General features: G+C 73.1%; 14 protein-coding genes. 3 read left to right on the top strand and 11 right to left on the bottom strand.

The window, feature by feature from the left end:
• Window positions 1-31 precede the first annotated feature (31 nt).
• The 11 genes from V6U81_RS10310 to V6U81_RS10360 are packed head-to-tail and all read right to left on the bottom strand — an operon-like array spanning window position 32 to window position 10,754.
• Window positions 32-1,129 (bottom strand): amidohydrolase family protein, encoded by a 1,098-nt coding sequence (locus V6U81_RS10310; RefSeq protein WP_334487252.1) that lies wholly within the window; start codon window positions 1,127-1,129, stop codon window positions 32-34.
• Window positions 1,129-1,653 (bottom strand): 3-hydroxyanthranilate 3,4-dioxygenase, encoded by a 525-nt coding sequence (locus V6U81_RS10315; protein WP_334487255.1) that lies wholly within the window; start codon window positions 1,651-1,653, stop codon window positions 1,129-1,131. Before V6U81_RS10315 ends, V6U81_RS10310 begins: the two co-directional genes overlap by 1 nt.
• Window positions 1,650-2,099: a RidA family protein gene (locus V6U81_RS10320; RefSeq protein ID WP_334487257.1), complete on the bottom strand. Its 450-nt coding sequence runs from the start codon at window positions 2,097-2,099 to the stop codon at window positions 1,650-1,652. Before V6U81_RS10320 ends, V6U81_RS10315 begins: the two co-directional genes overlap by 4 nt.
• Window positions 2,096-2,869, bottom strand: a complete 774-nt coding sequence (locus tag V6U81_RS10325; RefSeq protein ID WP_334487260.1) for a 2-keto-4-pentenoate hydratase — start codon at window positions 2,867-2,869, stop codon at window positions 2,096-2,098. The genes V6U81_RS10320 and V6U81_RS10325 overlap by 4 nt, the downstream gene beginning before the upstream one ends.
• Window positions 2,866-3,948 carry a 4-hydroxy-2-oxovalerate aldolase gene (gene dmpG / locus V6U81_RS10330; RefSeq protein WP_334487263.1) on the bottom strand — a complete coding sequence of 361 codons (1,083 nt, stop codon included), beginning with the start codon at window positions 3,946-3,948 and terminating at the stop codon, window positions 2,866-2,868. Before dmpG ends, V6U81_RS10325 begins: the two co-directional genes overlap by 4 nt.
• The gene (locus V6U81_RS10335) at window positions 3,945-4,877 is read right to left on the bottom strand and encodes an acetaldehyde dehydrogenase (acetylating) (protein ID WP_334487266.1); all 933 of its coding nucleotides are present in this window, start codon (window positions 4,875-4,877) and stop codon (window positions 3,945-3,947) included. The genes dmpG and V6U81_RS10335 overlap by 4 nt, the downstream gene beginning before the upstream one ends.
• 58 nt (window positions 4,878-4,935) lie before the next feature.
• The gene (locus tag V6U81_RS10340; protein ID WP_334487269.1) at window positions 4,936-5,730 is read right to left on the bottom strand and encodes a 2-keto-4-pentenoate hydratase; all 795 of its coding nucleotides are present in this window, start codon (window positions 5,728-5,730) and stop codon (window positions 4,936-4,938) included.
• Window positions 5,727-7,208 (bottom strand): 2-hydroxymuconic semialdehyde dehydrogenase, encoded by a 1,482-nt coding sequence (locus V6U81_RS10345; protein ID WP_334487525.1) that lies wholly within the window; start codon window positions 7,206-7,208, stop codon window positions 5,727-5,729. The genes V6U81_RS10340 and V6U81_RS10345 overlap by 4 nt, the downstream gene beginning before the upstream one ends.
• Window positions 7,209-7,228: 20 nt before the next feature.
• The gene (locus V6U81_RS10350) at window positions 7,229-8,563 is read right to left on the bottom strand and encodes an FAD-dependent oxidoreductase (protein WP_334487271.1); all 1,335 of its coding nucleotides are present in this window, start codon (window positions 8,561-8,563) and stop codon (window positions 7,229-7,231) included.
• Window positions 8,560-9,876, bottom strand: coding sequence for a kynureninase (gene kynU, locus V6U81_RS10355; protein WP_334487528.1), 1,317 nt, complete (start codon window positions 9,874-9,876; stop codon window positions 8,560-8,562). The genes V6U81_RS10350 and kynU overlap by 4 nt, the downstream gene beginning before the upstream one ends.
• The gene (locus V6U81_RS10360) at window positions 9,852-10,754 is read right to left on the bottom strand and encodes a tryptophan 2,3-dioxygenase (protein WP_334487273.1); all 903 of its coding nucleotides are present in this window, start codon (window positions 10,752-10,754) and stop codon (window positions 9,852-9,854) included. Before V6U81_RS10360 ends, kynU begins: the two co-directional genes overlap by 25 nt.
• Window positions 10,755-10,900: 146 nt before the next feature.
• Between V6U81_RS10360 and V6U81_RS10365 the strand changes: the two genes are divergently transcribed.
• From V6U81_RS10365 to V6U81_RS10375, 3 genes are all read left to right on the top strand, one after another.
• Window positions 10,901-11,374, top strand: coding sequence for an Lrp/AsnC family transcriptional regulator (locus tag V6U81_RS10365; protein WP_334487275.1), 474 nt, complete (start codon window positions 10,901-10,903; stop codon window positions 11,372-11,374).
• Window positions 11,375-11,834: 460 nt separating this feature from the next.
• Window positions 11,835-12,359 (top strand): hypothetical protein, encoded by a 525-nt coding sequence (locus tag V6U81_RS10370; protein ID WP_334487277.1) that lies wholly within the window; start codon window positions 11,835-11,837, stop codon window positions 12,357-12,359.
• 12 nt (window positions 12,360-12,371) lie between these two features.
• Complete coding sequence (locus V6U81_RS10375) at window positions 12,372-13,181, top strand: class F sortase (protein ID WP_334487279.1); 810 nt, start codon at window positions 12,372-12,374, stop codon at window positions 13,179-13,181.
• Window positions 13,182-13,220: the final 39 nt, after the last annotated feature.

Genomic DNA, 13,220 nt, shown 5'->3' on the forward strand with positions numbered 1-13,220 from the left:
CCACGCCGAGCGGCGGCCCGACACGACCGGGTCAGGCCGGCGCCTTGTCGTCGTCGACGATGCCCGTCCAGTCCCGATCGATCGAGACCGGCTCGCGGATCGCGAACGCCTGCTCGAGACCGAGGAAGCGCAGCGCGTTGCCGCCGAGCAGCTTGTCCCGCTGGTCGTCGGTGAGGAAGTCGGACCGGTGCACCACCTGCCCGACCGGCCGCTCCCCCAGCGGGTACGGGTAGTCGCTGCCCACCAGCACCCGGTCGGCCCCCATCGTGTCGACCAGCAGCCGCAGCGCGGCCGGCTCGAAGACCACCGAGTCGACGCTGAACCGGTCCACGTAGGAGCTGGGCGGCGCGGTGGAGGCGCCGCGTACCAGGTCGCCCCGGCGGTGCCAGGCGTTGTCGGCGCGGCCCAGCCAGAACGGGAAGCTGCCGCCGCCGTGCGCGAAGCAGATCCGCAGCGTCTCGGGCACCCGGTCGAAGACGCCGCCGAGGATGAGCGCGAGTACCGACAGGTGGGTCTCGGCGGGCATGCCGGTGAGCCAGCGGGCCATCCACCGGTCCAGCCGCGGACCGCCCGGCATGTCCCACGGGTGCACGAAGACCGGCGCGCCTACCTCGGCGCAGTGGGTCAGGAACGCCACGATGCCGGCGTCGTCCAGGTCCCGGTCGCCGACGTGGTTGCCGATCTCCACCCCGACGTGCCCGGCGGCGAGGCAGCGGTCCAGTTCGGCGCAGGCGGCGTCGGGATCCTGCAGCGGCACCTGGCAGAACGGGACCAGCCGGTCGCCGCCCGCCGCGGTGACCTCCAGGGTGAGGTCGTTGAAGATGCGGGCGACCTTCACCGCCTGGTCGGCGGGGCGGTCGTAGCTGAAGAAGACCGGGGTGGGCGAGACCACCTGCACGTCCACCCCGTCGGCGTCCATGTCGGCCAGCCGGGTGCCCGCGTCCCAGCACTCCGCGCCGACCGGCCGGAACTCCGTCTCCCCCACCATGATCATGGCGGCGCGCTCGGAGTCCACGCGCAGCCAGGGCCAGCCGGACCCGCCGCACGCCGCGCCGAGGTCCGGCCACCCCCGGGGTACGACGTGCGTGTGCACGTCGACCAGCGGAGATCGCGCGGCCGGCACCGGCATCAGCCCTTGCCCGGGTGCAGCGCGCCGCACTCGCCGCAGGTGCGCGCCTTCTCGTCGGCGTAGAACGCCTGGAACACCGGGGGCAGGTCGGCGGCGATGTCGCGGACCTGGAGCTCCACCTCGTGCACCTTGTGCCCGCACTCCGGGCAGTACCACTGGAACCGCTCGAGCGTGCCCTCCTCGCGGACCCGCTCCACCACCACGCCGATCGAACCGGCCTCGGGGCGCTGCGGTGAGTGCGGGGTGTTGCGCGGCAGCATCCACATCTGACCCTCGCGCACGTGCACCGTACGCGGCCCCTCCGGGGTCATCAGGTTGATGTGCATGTTGCCCTTGACCTGATAAAAGAACTCCTCGTACGGGTCGACGTGGAAGTCGGTGCGCTGGTTCGGCCCACCCACCACCATGACGATGAAGTCGTCCCCGCCGGGGAACATCTCCTTGTTGCCCACCGGCGGCTTCAGCAGGTGCTGGTTCTCCGCGATCCACCCGGGGAAGCTGAACGGCTCGGCGATCTCACTCACGACGGACCTCCTTCTGGGAGCAGGGCGACGGCCTGGATCTCGATCAGCAGGTGCGGGTGCGGCAACTGGTGCACCGCCACCGTCGTCCGGGTCGGCCCGGACGCGTCGAAGAACTCCGCCCACACCTCGTTGTAGCCACCGAAGTCGTTCATGTTGACCAGGTACGTCGTCACCTGGACGAGGTCGGCGAGATCCGCGCCGACCGAGCGCAGCAGGTCCCGGACGTTCCCGATGACCGCCCGGGTCTGCTCCCGGATGTCGAGGTCGGTCGTGCCTAACTCGTCCACGGAAACGCCGGCGAAGGTGTTGTCCGGCCGGCGGGACGACGTACCCGAGACGAAGACGAACCCACCGGCGACCTTGACGTGCGGGAAGGCCCCGCGCGGGACGGCCTTCCCGGCGACCACCCGGGCGGTCACGCCGCCCTGCGTCGGCGGCTGGCTCACGACGACGCCTTCAGCGACGCGGTGCCGAGCTTCTCCACGACCGCTCGGACGTGCGCGCCCGGGCGCAGCGGAACGGCGGCCGTGGCGGCGCCGGCGAGGAAGACCCAGCCCTCGCGCAGCCGCACCCCGTGCCGACCTGCGAGGCGGATGCCCTCGTCGAGCGCCCGGCGCGGGTCGCCGAGGATCGCCGCGGTGGAGCCGACCTGGGCCACCCGCCCGTCGATCTCCAGCAGCACGCCCAGGTTGTCCAGCCCGTCCGGCACCGGCGACCAGGGGCCGACCACGAACGCGGCGGCGGAGGTGTTGTCGGCGACGACGTCCGGCAGGGAGAAGGTGAAGTTGGCGTACCGGGAGTCGATCAGCTCGATCGCCGGCGCCACCGCGCGGACCGCGTCGGTGAACGCGCCGACCGGCTCGCCCGGCTCGGGGAGGCGGTCCAGCAGGAACGCCACCTCCGGCTCGACCCGGGGGTGGATGAATTCCCCGACGTCCACGGTCGCGCCGTCGGGCACCCGCATCACATCGGTGAGCCGACCCCAGATCACCTCGTCCACGCCCATCTGGGCCATCTTCGCCCTGCTGGTCAGCCCCATCTTGAGCCCGACCAGCCGCTCGCCCCGGTCGAGGCGACGCTGGAGCAGCGCGGTCTGCACCGCGTACGCGGCGTCCACGTCCAGGCCGGTCTCGGCGGCGAGCTGCGGGACCGCGGTGGCGCTGTCGGCCGCCGCGCCCAGCTTCTCGGCGATCCCCGCGATGTCCGGACCGATCATGCTGTGCCGCCCTCTCCCTGCTCGGCGGGTCGACCGGCGAGGTCGAGCGCCACGTCCACGATCATGTCCTCCTGGCCGCCGACCATCCGGCGCCGGCCCAGCTCCACCAGGATCGAACGGACGTCCACCCCGTACCGCGCGGAGGCGCGTTCGGCGTGGCGCAGGAAACTGGAGTACACCCCGGCGTACCCGAGGGAGAGCGTCTCCCGGTCGACCTGGACCGGCCGGTCCTGGAGCGGACGGACCACGTCGTCGGCGGCGTCCATCAGCGCGAACACGTCGCAGCCGTGCTTCCAGCCGTGCAGCTCGGCGACCGCCACGAAGACCTCCAGCGGGGCGTTGCCCGCGCCGGCGCCCATCCCCGCCAGCGAGGCGTCCACCCGGACGGTCCGGCCGTGCGGGGTGTCCGGTCCGGTCGGTGCGTCGCCGACGATCCGGCCGTGTTCCACGGCGATCACGCTGTTGGCCACCCCGAGCGACAGGTTGTGGTGCGCGTGGATGCCGATCTGCGTCTCCGGCGCCAGCACCTGCCGGTACGCGTCGACCCGCTGCGCCACGTCGGACATCAGCAGCCGCCCACCGGAGTCGGTGACGTAGACGCAGTGTGCCCCGTACGACTCCATCAACCGGGCCTGCTCCGCCAGCCCGGCCGGGTCGTTCATGTGCGACATCATCAGGAACCCGGAGACGTCCATGCCGTTCTCCCGGGCCCAGGAGATGTGCTGGGCGGAGATGTCCGCCTCGGTGCAGTGGGTGGCGATCCGCACGCTGGTCACCCCGAGCGCCTTCGCCGCCCGCAGGTCGGCGATGGTGCCGATCCCGGGCAGCAGCAGGGTGGTCAGCTTCGCGCTGGTCAGCACCTCGGCGGCGGCGGAGATCCAGTCGGTGTCGCTGGCGGCGCCGTGGCCGTAGTTGACGCTGGAGCCGGCCAGGCCGTCGCCGTGCGCCACCTCGATCGCGGCCACCCCGGCGGCGTCGAGCGCGGCGGCGATGGTGCGCACCTGGTCGACGGTGTAGCGGTGGCCGATGGCGTGCATGCCGTCCCGCAGCGTCACGTCCTGGATGTAGAGGTCCGTCACGCCGGGACTCCCTTCGTCCGCACCGCGACCAGCCGCTCCGCGGTGCGCAGCGCGGCCGAGGTCATGATGTCCAGGTTCCCGGCGTACGCGGGGAGGTAGTGCCCGGCCCCGGAGACCTCCAGGAAGACCGAGACCTGCAACCCGGCGATACGCCGACCCAGCGACGGCAGGTACGCGTCGACCCGGTCGAACTGCACGTCCTGCTTGAGCCGGTAGCCCGGGACGTACTCCTGCACGGTCGCCACCATCTCGGCGATCGAGTCGGCGACGGCGGCCCGGTCGGCGTCGGCGTCCGGGCAGAGGCAGTAGACGGTGTCCCGCATCAGCAGCGGCGGGTCGGCCGGGTTGAGCACGATGATCGCCTTGCCGCGTTCGGCGCCGCCCACCACCTCGATCGCCCGGGCGGTCGTCTCGGTGAACTCGTCGATGTTGGCCCGGGTGCCGGGGCCCGCCGACTTCGAGGCGATGGAGGCGACGATCTCCCCGTACGCGACGGGGGTGACCCGGCCGACGGCGGCGACGATCGGCACGGTGGCCTGCCCGCCGCAGGTCACCATGTTCACGTTGGTCTCGTGCAGGTGCTCGTCGAGGTTCACCGGCGGCACCACGTACGGGCCGATCGCGGCGGGCGTCAGGTCGACCACGGTGCGGCCGTGCGCGCGCAGCACCGCGTCGTGGCGCCGGTGCGCGCCGGCCGAGGTGGCGTCGAAGACCAGCTCGACGTCGGCGAACTCGGGCAGCGCCACCAGCCCGTCCACGCCGTCGGCGGTGGTGGCCACGCCGAGCCGCCGGGCCCGGGCCAGGCCGTCCGAGGCCGGGACGATGCCGGCCATCGCGACCATCCGCAGGCTGCCGCTCAGCCGCAACACCTTGATCATCAGGTCGGTGCCGATGTTGCCCGACCCGAGCACCGCCACGCCGATGCTCATGCTGTGCCGCCTTTCGTTCGCGACTGCGGGGCTCGCAACCCCGGCTCACTCCTCGCGCTCACGCCGCCACCTCCGTCGAGAAGCAGGTCCGCACCGAGCCGAGCCCGGAGATCCGGGCCTCGTACGCGGCGCCCGGGGTGACCGGCACCATCGGCCCGAGCGCCCCGGAGAGCACCACGTCGCCGGCGCGCAGCGGGTCCCCGGCGCGGGCCATGGTGCCGGCCAGCCACTCCAGGGCGTGCAGCGGGTTGCCCAGGCAGGCCGCCCCGGCGCCGACCGACACCGGCTCCCCCGCGCGTTCCAGCACCATGCCGCAGAGCCGCAGGTCGACGTCGGCGAGCCGACGAGGCGTGGTGCCGAGCACGAAGAGCCCGCTGGAGGCGTTGTCCGCGATGGTGTCCACGATGGAGATGTCCCAGCCGGCGATCCGGGAGTCGACGATCTCGATGGCCGGCAGCACGTGGTCGACGGCCCGGATCAGGTCGACGGTGGTGACCCGTTCGTCGGTCAGGTCCGCGCCGAGGACGAAGGCGATCTCCGCCTCCACCCGGGGCTGGAGCAGCCGGTCGATCGGCACCTCGACGCCGTCGCCGACCGCCATCGCGTCGGTGAGCGCCCCGAAGTCCGGCTGGTAGACCCCGAAGTTCTCCTGCACCGCCCGGGAGGTCAGCCCGATCTTCGCGCCGACCCGGCGTTCGCCCCGGTCCCACCAGGTCTGCGCCTGGCGCTGCTGCACCTGGTACGCCGACTCGACGTCCCCCTCGGGCAGCAGCCGGCCCCGCAGCGGCGGGCACGGCTTCCCGCTCGTCCGGGCCTCGGTGAGCTCCCGGTTGGCGCCTTCGATATCGATCATGAAAGGTCCACGCAGACGTTGGTGAGTTCGGAGTAGAAGTTCAGCGAGTGCACGCCGCCCTCCCGGCCGATGCCGGAGGCCTTCACCCCGCCGAACGGGGTGCGCAGGTCGCGCAGGAACCAGGTGTTGACCCACACGATGCCGGCGTCCAGCCGGGCGCCGGCCCGGTGCGCCCGGCCCACGTCCCGGGTCCAGACCGTCGCCGCCAGGCCGTACTCGGTGCCGTTGGCCAGGGCGTACGCCTCGTCCTCGTCGTCGAACGGTGCGACGTGCACGACCGGGCCGAAGATCTCCTCGGTGTTGGTCCGGGCATCCGGGCCGAGCCCGGTGAGCACCGTCGGCTGCACGTACGCGCCGCCGTCGCGAGCGTCGCCGAAGCGCGGCACCCCGCCCCCGGCCAACACCTCGGCGCCCTCGGCGCGGGCCAGGTCGTAGTGGCCGCACACCTTGTCCCGGTGGGCGTGCGAGATCAGCGGCATGTTCACCGTCGCCTCGTCGGCCGGCCAGCCGTACGCCAACGCGCCGGCCCGCTCGGCCAGCCGGGCGGTGAACTCCTCGAAGACCGGCCGCTGCACGTAGATCCGCTCGGTGCAGAGGCAGACCTGGCCGCCGTTGGTGAAGCTGGACCGGACCGACCCGGCGACCGCGGCGTCCAGGTCGGCGTCGGCGAAGACCAGGCCGGCGTTCTTGCCGCCAAGCTCGAAGCTGACCGCCTTCACCCCGTCCGCGGCGGCCCGCATGATGGCGCCGCCGGTGGCCGACTCGCCGGTGAAGGTGATCGCGTCGACGCCGGGGTGCCGGGTGAGGAACTCCCCGGCCGAGTCCGGGCCGAAGCCGTGCACCAGGTTGAACACCCCGTCCGGCACGCCGGCGGCGGCCATCACCTCGGCGAGCAGCGTCGCCGACGCGGGGGTCTCCTCGCTGGGCTTGACCACCACCGCGTTGCCGCAGGCCAGCGCCGGGGCGACCTTCCAGGTGAGCAGGAGCAGCGGCAGGTTCCACGGCACGATCACCGCGACCACGCCGACCGGCTTGCGGACCGCGTAGTTCAGCGCCCGGCCGCCGGTCGGGGTGACCGTGGTGAACGACTCGGTGGGCGCGGTCGCCACGATCTCGGCGAACGCCCGGAAGTTGGCCGCGCCGCGCGGGATGTCCAGGGTCCGGGCCTGGGAGATGCTCTTGCCGGTGTCGGAGACCTCGGCGGCGACCAGGTCGTCGAAGCGGCGTTCCAGCTCGTCGGCGACGCGGCGCAGCACCTCGGCGCGCTCCCGTTCGCCGGTCCGGCCCCACGGGCCGCGCAGCGCCGCCCGGGCCGCGGCCACCGCGTCGTCCACCGTGGATGCGTCGGCCTCGACCACCTCGAAGACCGGCGCACCGGTCACCGGGCTGCGCTTGGTGAACCGCTTGCCGGCGTCGACGAACGCACCGCCGACGAAGTTGCGCAGCAGCCCCGGCCCGTCGGGCGCGTGCCCGGACATCAGCCGCGGATCCCAGAGCGTCATCCCCGCCCCCTCCGGCTGATCGCCACGACGCCGCCGGCCAGCAACGCCACCGCGCCGACGGCGACCGCGCCGAGTGCCTGGTACTGCCGGCGCACCCGGCGGCGCACCTGCGCGTACGGGGTGGTGGAGAAGGAGACCAGCTCGTACTGGGAAACGTACCGGCCCGGCAGCGCCCGTTCCAGGGCGTGCTCGATCCGCTTGCGGGTCCGGAAGACCGGCGAGGCGACCTTGTCCCGCATTTCCACGAAGTTGGCCAGCGCCATCCGGGCGATCGCCTCCGCGTCGGCCTGCCGCCGGCGCTGGAACAGCGGCAGCGCGGCCGACCAGTCGTCGCCGCACTCGTCCAGGCAACGGTCCAGCTCGACCACGTCCTCGAAGGCGCAGTTCGCGCCCTGGCCGTAGAACGGGACGATCGCGTGCGCGGCGTCGCCGAGCAGGCCGACCCGCCCGTCGACCTGCCAGGGGGTGCAGCGGACCGTGCCGAGCACGCCGACCGGGTTGTGCTGGTAGTCGTCGACCAGGTTGGGGGCCAGTGGCAGCAGGTCCGGGTAGTGCCGGGCGAAGTGCTGCTCGATCGCGGCCGGGCTGCCCAGCGAGGCGAAGCTGGCGGTGCCGTGGGTGGGCCAGAAGAGGGTGCAGGTGAAGGAGCGGTCCGGGTTGGGCAGCGCGATCATCATCGAGGTGCCGCGCGGCCAGATGTGCAGGGCGCCCGGGTCGAGGGCGAACTCGCCGCCGACCGGCGGGATGGTGAGCTCCTTGTAGCCGTAGTCGAGGAAGTCCAGGCTCTCGGTCAGCACCCCGTACCCGAGGAGTTGCCCGCGCACCGCGGAGCCGGCGCCGTCGGCGCCCAGGACGACCGACGCGGCGGCGGCGACCATGCCCTGCGGGGTCTCGAAGGTCATCTCGCCGCTGGTCGGGTCGAGCCCGACCAGCCGGTGGTCGAAAGCGATCCGCACCCCGGGAAGCTTGTCGGCCGCGTCGAGCAGCGCGTTGTTCAGCGCGCCCCGGCTGATCGAGTTGATCGCCCGCTCACCGCCGACGCTGTACGACTGGAACTGCGGCTCGCCCTGCACCGGGTGGATCATCCGGCCGCGCATCGGCAGCGCGTCCGCCATCACCTGCTCGTCCAGCCCGATCCGGCGCAGCGCATCCAGGCCGCGCTCGGAGAGCGCCAGGTTGATCGACCGGCCGCGCTCGACCCGCCCGGTCCTCGGGTCCGGCCGCCGCTCGTAGAGCGCCACCGGGTAGCCGCGGCGGGCCAGGAAGCAGGCCAGCAGGCAGCCGGCCAGCCCGGCCCCGACGACGGCGATCTCGTCGCGTTCCGTCCTCATGGGTGCACCTCGGAAACGGTCGCGGCCAGCGCGTCGGCGGCCCGCCAGCAGTCGTGGTACGTCGAGTAGAGCGGCACCGGGGCGAACCGCACGATGTCCGGCTCCCGGGCGTCGGCGATCACCCCGTGCTCGTGCCGCAGCCGCTTGGTCAGCTCGTTCGCGCTGCCCTCCGCGATCCGCACGGAGAGCTGGCAGCCGCGCCGCGCGGGGTCGCGCGGGGTGACCACGGTCAGCGGCCGGCCGGCGGCCACCTGGTCGAGGAGCCGTTCCAGCCACCCGGTGAGCCGGACGCTGCGCTCCCGCAGCGCGGGCATCCCGACGGTGTCGAAGAGCTCCAGCGAGGTCCGCACCGGCCCCATCGCGAAGATCGGCGGGTTGGAGATCTGCCAGGCCTCGACGGTGGCCGGCGGCCGGGATACCGGGGTCATCTCGAACCGGGTGGCCGCCGCGGTGCTCCACCAGCCCTCGAAGCGAGGCAGGCCCGGGTCGCCGAGGTGTCGTTCGTGGACGAAGACGCCGGCGAGCGCCCCCGGCCCGGAGTTCAGGTACTTGTAGGAGCACCAGGCGGCGAAGTCGACGTCCCAGTCGTGCAGCGCCAGCGGCACGTTGCCGACCGCGTGCGCCAGGTCCCAGCCGACCACGGCACCGGCGGCCCGGCCGGCGGCGGTGATCGCCGGAATGTCCATCAGCTCGCCGGTGAGATAGTTGACCCCGCCGAGCAGCACCAGCGCGACGGTGTCGCCCTCGGCGGCCAGGAAGTCGACCACGTCGGAGGTGCGCAGGGTGTCCTCGCCCGGGCGCGGGCGCAGCCGGACCACGGCGGTGTCCGGGTCGAGGCCGTGGAACCGGGCCTGGCTGCGGACCGCGTAGCTGTCCGAGGGGAAGGCGCTGTCCTCGATCACGATCCGGGTCCGTGCCCCCGTCGGCCGATAGAAGCTCACCATCAGCAGGTGCAGGTTGACGGTGAGGGAGTTCATCACCACGGTCTCCGCCGGCAGCGCGCCGACCAGTCGCGCGGCCGGCGCGGTCAGCAGCTCGTGGTACGGCAGCCACGGCCGCTCCGCCTCCAGGTGCCCCTCCACCCCGAGCCGGCGCCAGGCGTCCAGGTCGGCGAGGAGCTCGTCCCGGGTGGCCCGCGGTTGCAGGCCGAGGGAGTTGCCGGCCAGGTAGGCGGCCTCGGGGTAGCGGCCGCCGTCGGAGGGCGGCACGTGAAAGAGGTGGCGGTGGCCGGGGTCGGCCTTGTCGAGGCGGTGGGCCTCCTGCTCCTGGTTCACCGTCGGTTCCCCGGTCACATCGCGGTCCGGGCCGACCAGAGCTCCGGGAAGACCACCCGGGCCATGCTCCGCTGCAACCAGGCCAGCCCAGCGGAACCGCCGCTGCCCACCTTCGCGCCCATGGTGCGCTGCACCGCCTTCACGTGGTTCCACCGCCAGTCACCGAACTGCTCGGCCACCTCGGCCAGCGCCTCGCCGAGCAGCCGGAGCTCGTTCCGCGGCCCGTCGTCGCCGTAGATCTCCACCCAGGCCGCCTCGACCAGCGGGTGCGACCCGTGCTCGACGGAGACGTCCCGGGTCAGCAGGTCGGCCGGAAGGTCGTGGCCGTGCCGGGCGAGCAGGGCGATCACGTCGTCCCAGAGGCTCGGCGCGGCGAGGGCGGCCAGCAGTTCCCCGTGCACCTGCTCCTGCCGGCGGAACGGACGGATCAGGGCCGGGTCGCGCAGGCCGAGCAGGAACTCCAGGTGCCGGTACATCGCGGACTGGAAGCCGGAGCCCTCGCCGAGCTGGTTGCGGAACCGGTTGAAGTCGGCCGGGGTCATCCACCGCAGCCCACGCCAGGCCGCGTTGAGCCCCTCCAGGTGCAGGGCCGCCCGGCGCAGCGGCGCCAACGCCTCCCAGACCCGGTCGGCGCGCAGGTCCCGCTGGGCCTGGCGCAGCTCGTGGCAGGTGAGCCCGAAGTACAGCTCCATGATCTGGCTGACCATCAGGAAGGACATCTCGCCCGGGTCGGAGGTCACCGGCTGCTGCAACGAGTGCAGGGTGCTGGCGTGCACGTACGCGTCGTACGGCACCCGGTCGGCGAACTCCAGGGTCGGTTCGCCACGGTTTCGGGCCGCCCGCGCGGCCCGCTGCTGCGGGGTGGCCGGGCGTACCGCCGCGGTCGGCGCGGGCGCCCGCACGTCGGTCTGCTCCACGGTCTCGTCTCCTCCTGGTACGGGTGCCGACATGATCCCGCGGTCGCCGGGGTGTACGGAATGCCGATTCGATGGCACTGACCGCTGATCACCTTCAGTCCGGAACGCTCTTCTGCCGATCCGCTTGCGAAAGGTAAAGTCCCCGCGTGGATGAGATGGACTGGGCGCTGCTGCGTGAGCTGCAGGCCGACGCGCGACTGTCGTTCAGTGAACTCTCCCGCCGGGTGCACCTGTCACCGCCGGCGGTGGCCGAGCGGGTGCGCCGGCTGGAGGAGTCCGGCGTGATCAGCGGTTACCACGCCCACGTCGACCTGACCCGGGCCGGCCGCAGCGTGGTCGCCCTGATCCGGATGTCCTGCTACGGCTCGCGCTGCATCCTCAACGACCCGGAGGTGTCCGGCTGGCCGGAGATCATGGAGATCCACCGGATCACCGGGGACGCGTGCAGCATGCTCAAGGTGGCCGCCGGCTCGATCGAGGAGTTCGAGGCGGTGATCGACCGGCTCGCCCCGTACGGCCAGCCGTCCAGCACGATGGTGCTCTCCACCCCGCTGGACTGGCACCCGGTCGGGCAGCTCCCGCCCGGGCCGGCCGCGAAGCCGGACGCCCGCCGCCGCTGAACCCGATCCGGTACGCCCCGGCGCCCCCGTCCGGGGTGCCGGTCACCCCCACCCCGACCCGGCGCGGGCCGGAGTCGGCCAGCCCGAGGTCGCCCACGGCCCGAACCGCGATCACGCTCGGTGCTGTCCGGCCGGCCGAGCCACCGACACCCCGGACGCTTTGCTCTGCTGCCGCCCAGGCAACAGTAACCACGGGTGATCAGGCCTGAGCCTGACCCTCGTCGAGCCGCCTGCCCAGTCCGCAGCTCACGGCGGTGTTGCCGATAAGGCAGCAGAGCAAAGCGTCCGGGTGGGCACATCGGTCCACGTCGCGTCTCGTCACTCTCGGCAACGTGAGCATTGGTGACGCTGCGTGCCCATCGGTCGTCGGCGGCGTCAGGTTTGCCCCCGGGCCAACGGGAATGCAGGCCCGAACACCCGTCGCAGGATTCCGGCGAATCGTCGCCGGGAGGGGGGAATCATGCGGGGGCTCCACGCGTACCATCGCGCCTTTTCCGCCGCGCTGGCCATGTTCGCCCTGATCGCGGCGTTCGTGCTGGCGACGGCCACGCCGGCGAGGGCCGGCGAGAACGTGTTCGTCGAGGTCACGCCGAACAGCGCGCAGGCCGGCACCCGGGTCAACATCCGGGCCAGCTGCGACAACGCGAACAACCGGCAGGCGGACGTGCACTCCGACGCCTTCGGTCGGGTGATGCTCCGGCCCGACAACGGCTTCCTGACCGGGGCGGTGACCATCCCGGGCAACAAGCAGCCCGGCGACTACACCGTCGACCTGCGCTGCTCGAACGGCAACACCGCGTCGACCATGCTGACCGTGCTCAACATGGCCCAGCCGAGCAAGGGCCCGGCGACCGGCGGCGGGGGCACCGCCGAGGACCGGGGAGTCGGCTCGCTGCTGCTGGTCGGCGGCCTGGCCGTGCTCGCCGTGGTGGCCGGTCTCGGGGTCTTCGGCAGTGGCCGTCGACGCGCCGGGACCCGCGCCTGACGTACCGCCGTCATGACCCGCCGACGCAGCCGTACGCCGCGGTCGGGTCGGGACCGGCTGCGCGCCGCGGCCCGGCTCGCGGCCCGGACGACGGGCCGGTTCCGCCGGGTGGCCCGCCAGGCCTTCTCCGCCAGCGTCGCCACCACCGACCCGGTCGCCCACGCCCGTCCGGTGCGTCCGCCGACCGCCGTCCGGCGGTACGCGGGCCGCCATCCCGGCGTCGGGGTGCTGGTGATCGGGACCCTGATGGTGCTGATCGTGGCGATGCTCGGGGTGGAGCGGGTCACCGGGCTGAGCGTCCTGCCGGACCGGTTCATCGCCGGGCTGCGCCCCCCGCCGAAGAAGTTCCCGGTGCTGCCGGGGAGCCCGCCGACCCGGATCGCGATCTCCTCGATCGACCTTCAGGCGCCGGTCCACCACGTCGGCATCGCCGCCGACGGCAGCATCGCGGTGCCGGACGCCACCCGCGCCCAGGAGGCCGGCTGGTACGACCAGGGCCCGACCCCCGGCCAGTACGGCCCGGCGGTGCTGGTCGGGCACGTGGACACCACCACCGGACCGGCGGTCTTCCACGGTCTCAAGGAACTGCGCACCGGGGACACCGTGGAGGTGACCAGGGAGGACCACCGGGTGGCCGTCTTCGAGGTCGACCAGGTGGAGCGCTACGGCAAGGACCGGCTGCCGACCGACGAGATCTTCGGCGACTTCAGCCGCCCGAACCTGCGGCTGATCACCTGCGGCGGCCGGTGGGTGGGCGGCGAGACGGGGTACGCGGACAACGTCGTGGTCTACGCCTCGCTGATCCGGGCCCGCGACGGCTGACCGCCGGCCCGTCCGCCCCGGGTGGTCGGGCAGCCTCGG

Source organism: Micromonospora lacuserhaii (assembly GCF_036902735.1).
GTDB lineage: Bacteria > Actinomycetota > Actinomycetes > Mycobacteriales > Micromonosporaceae > Micromonospora.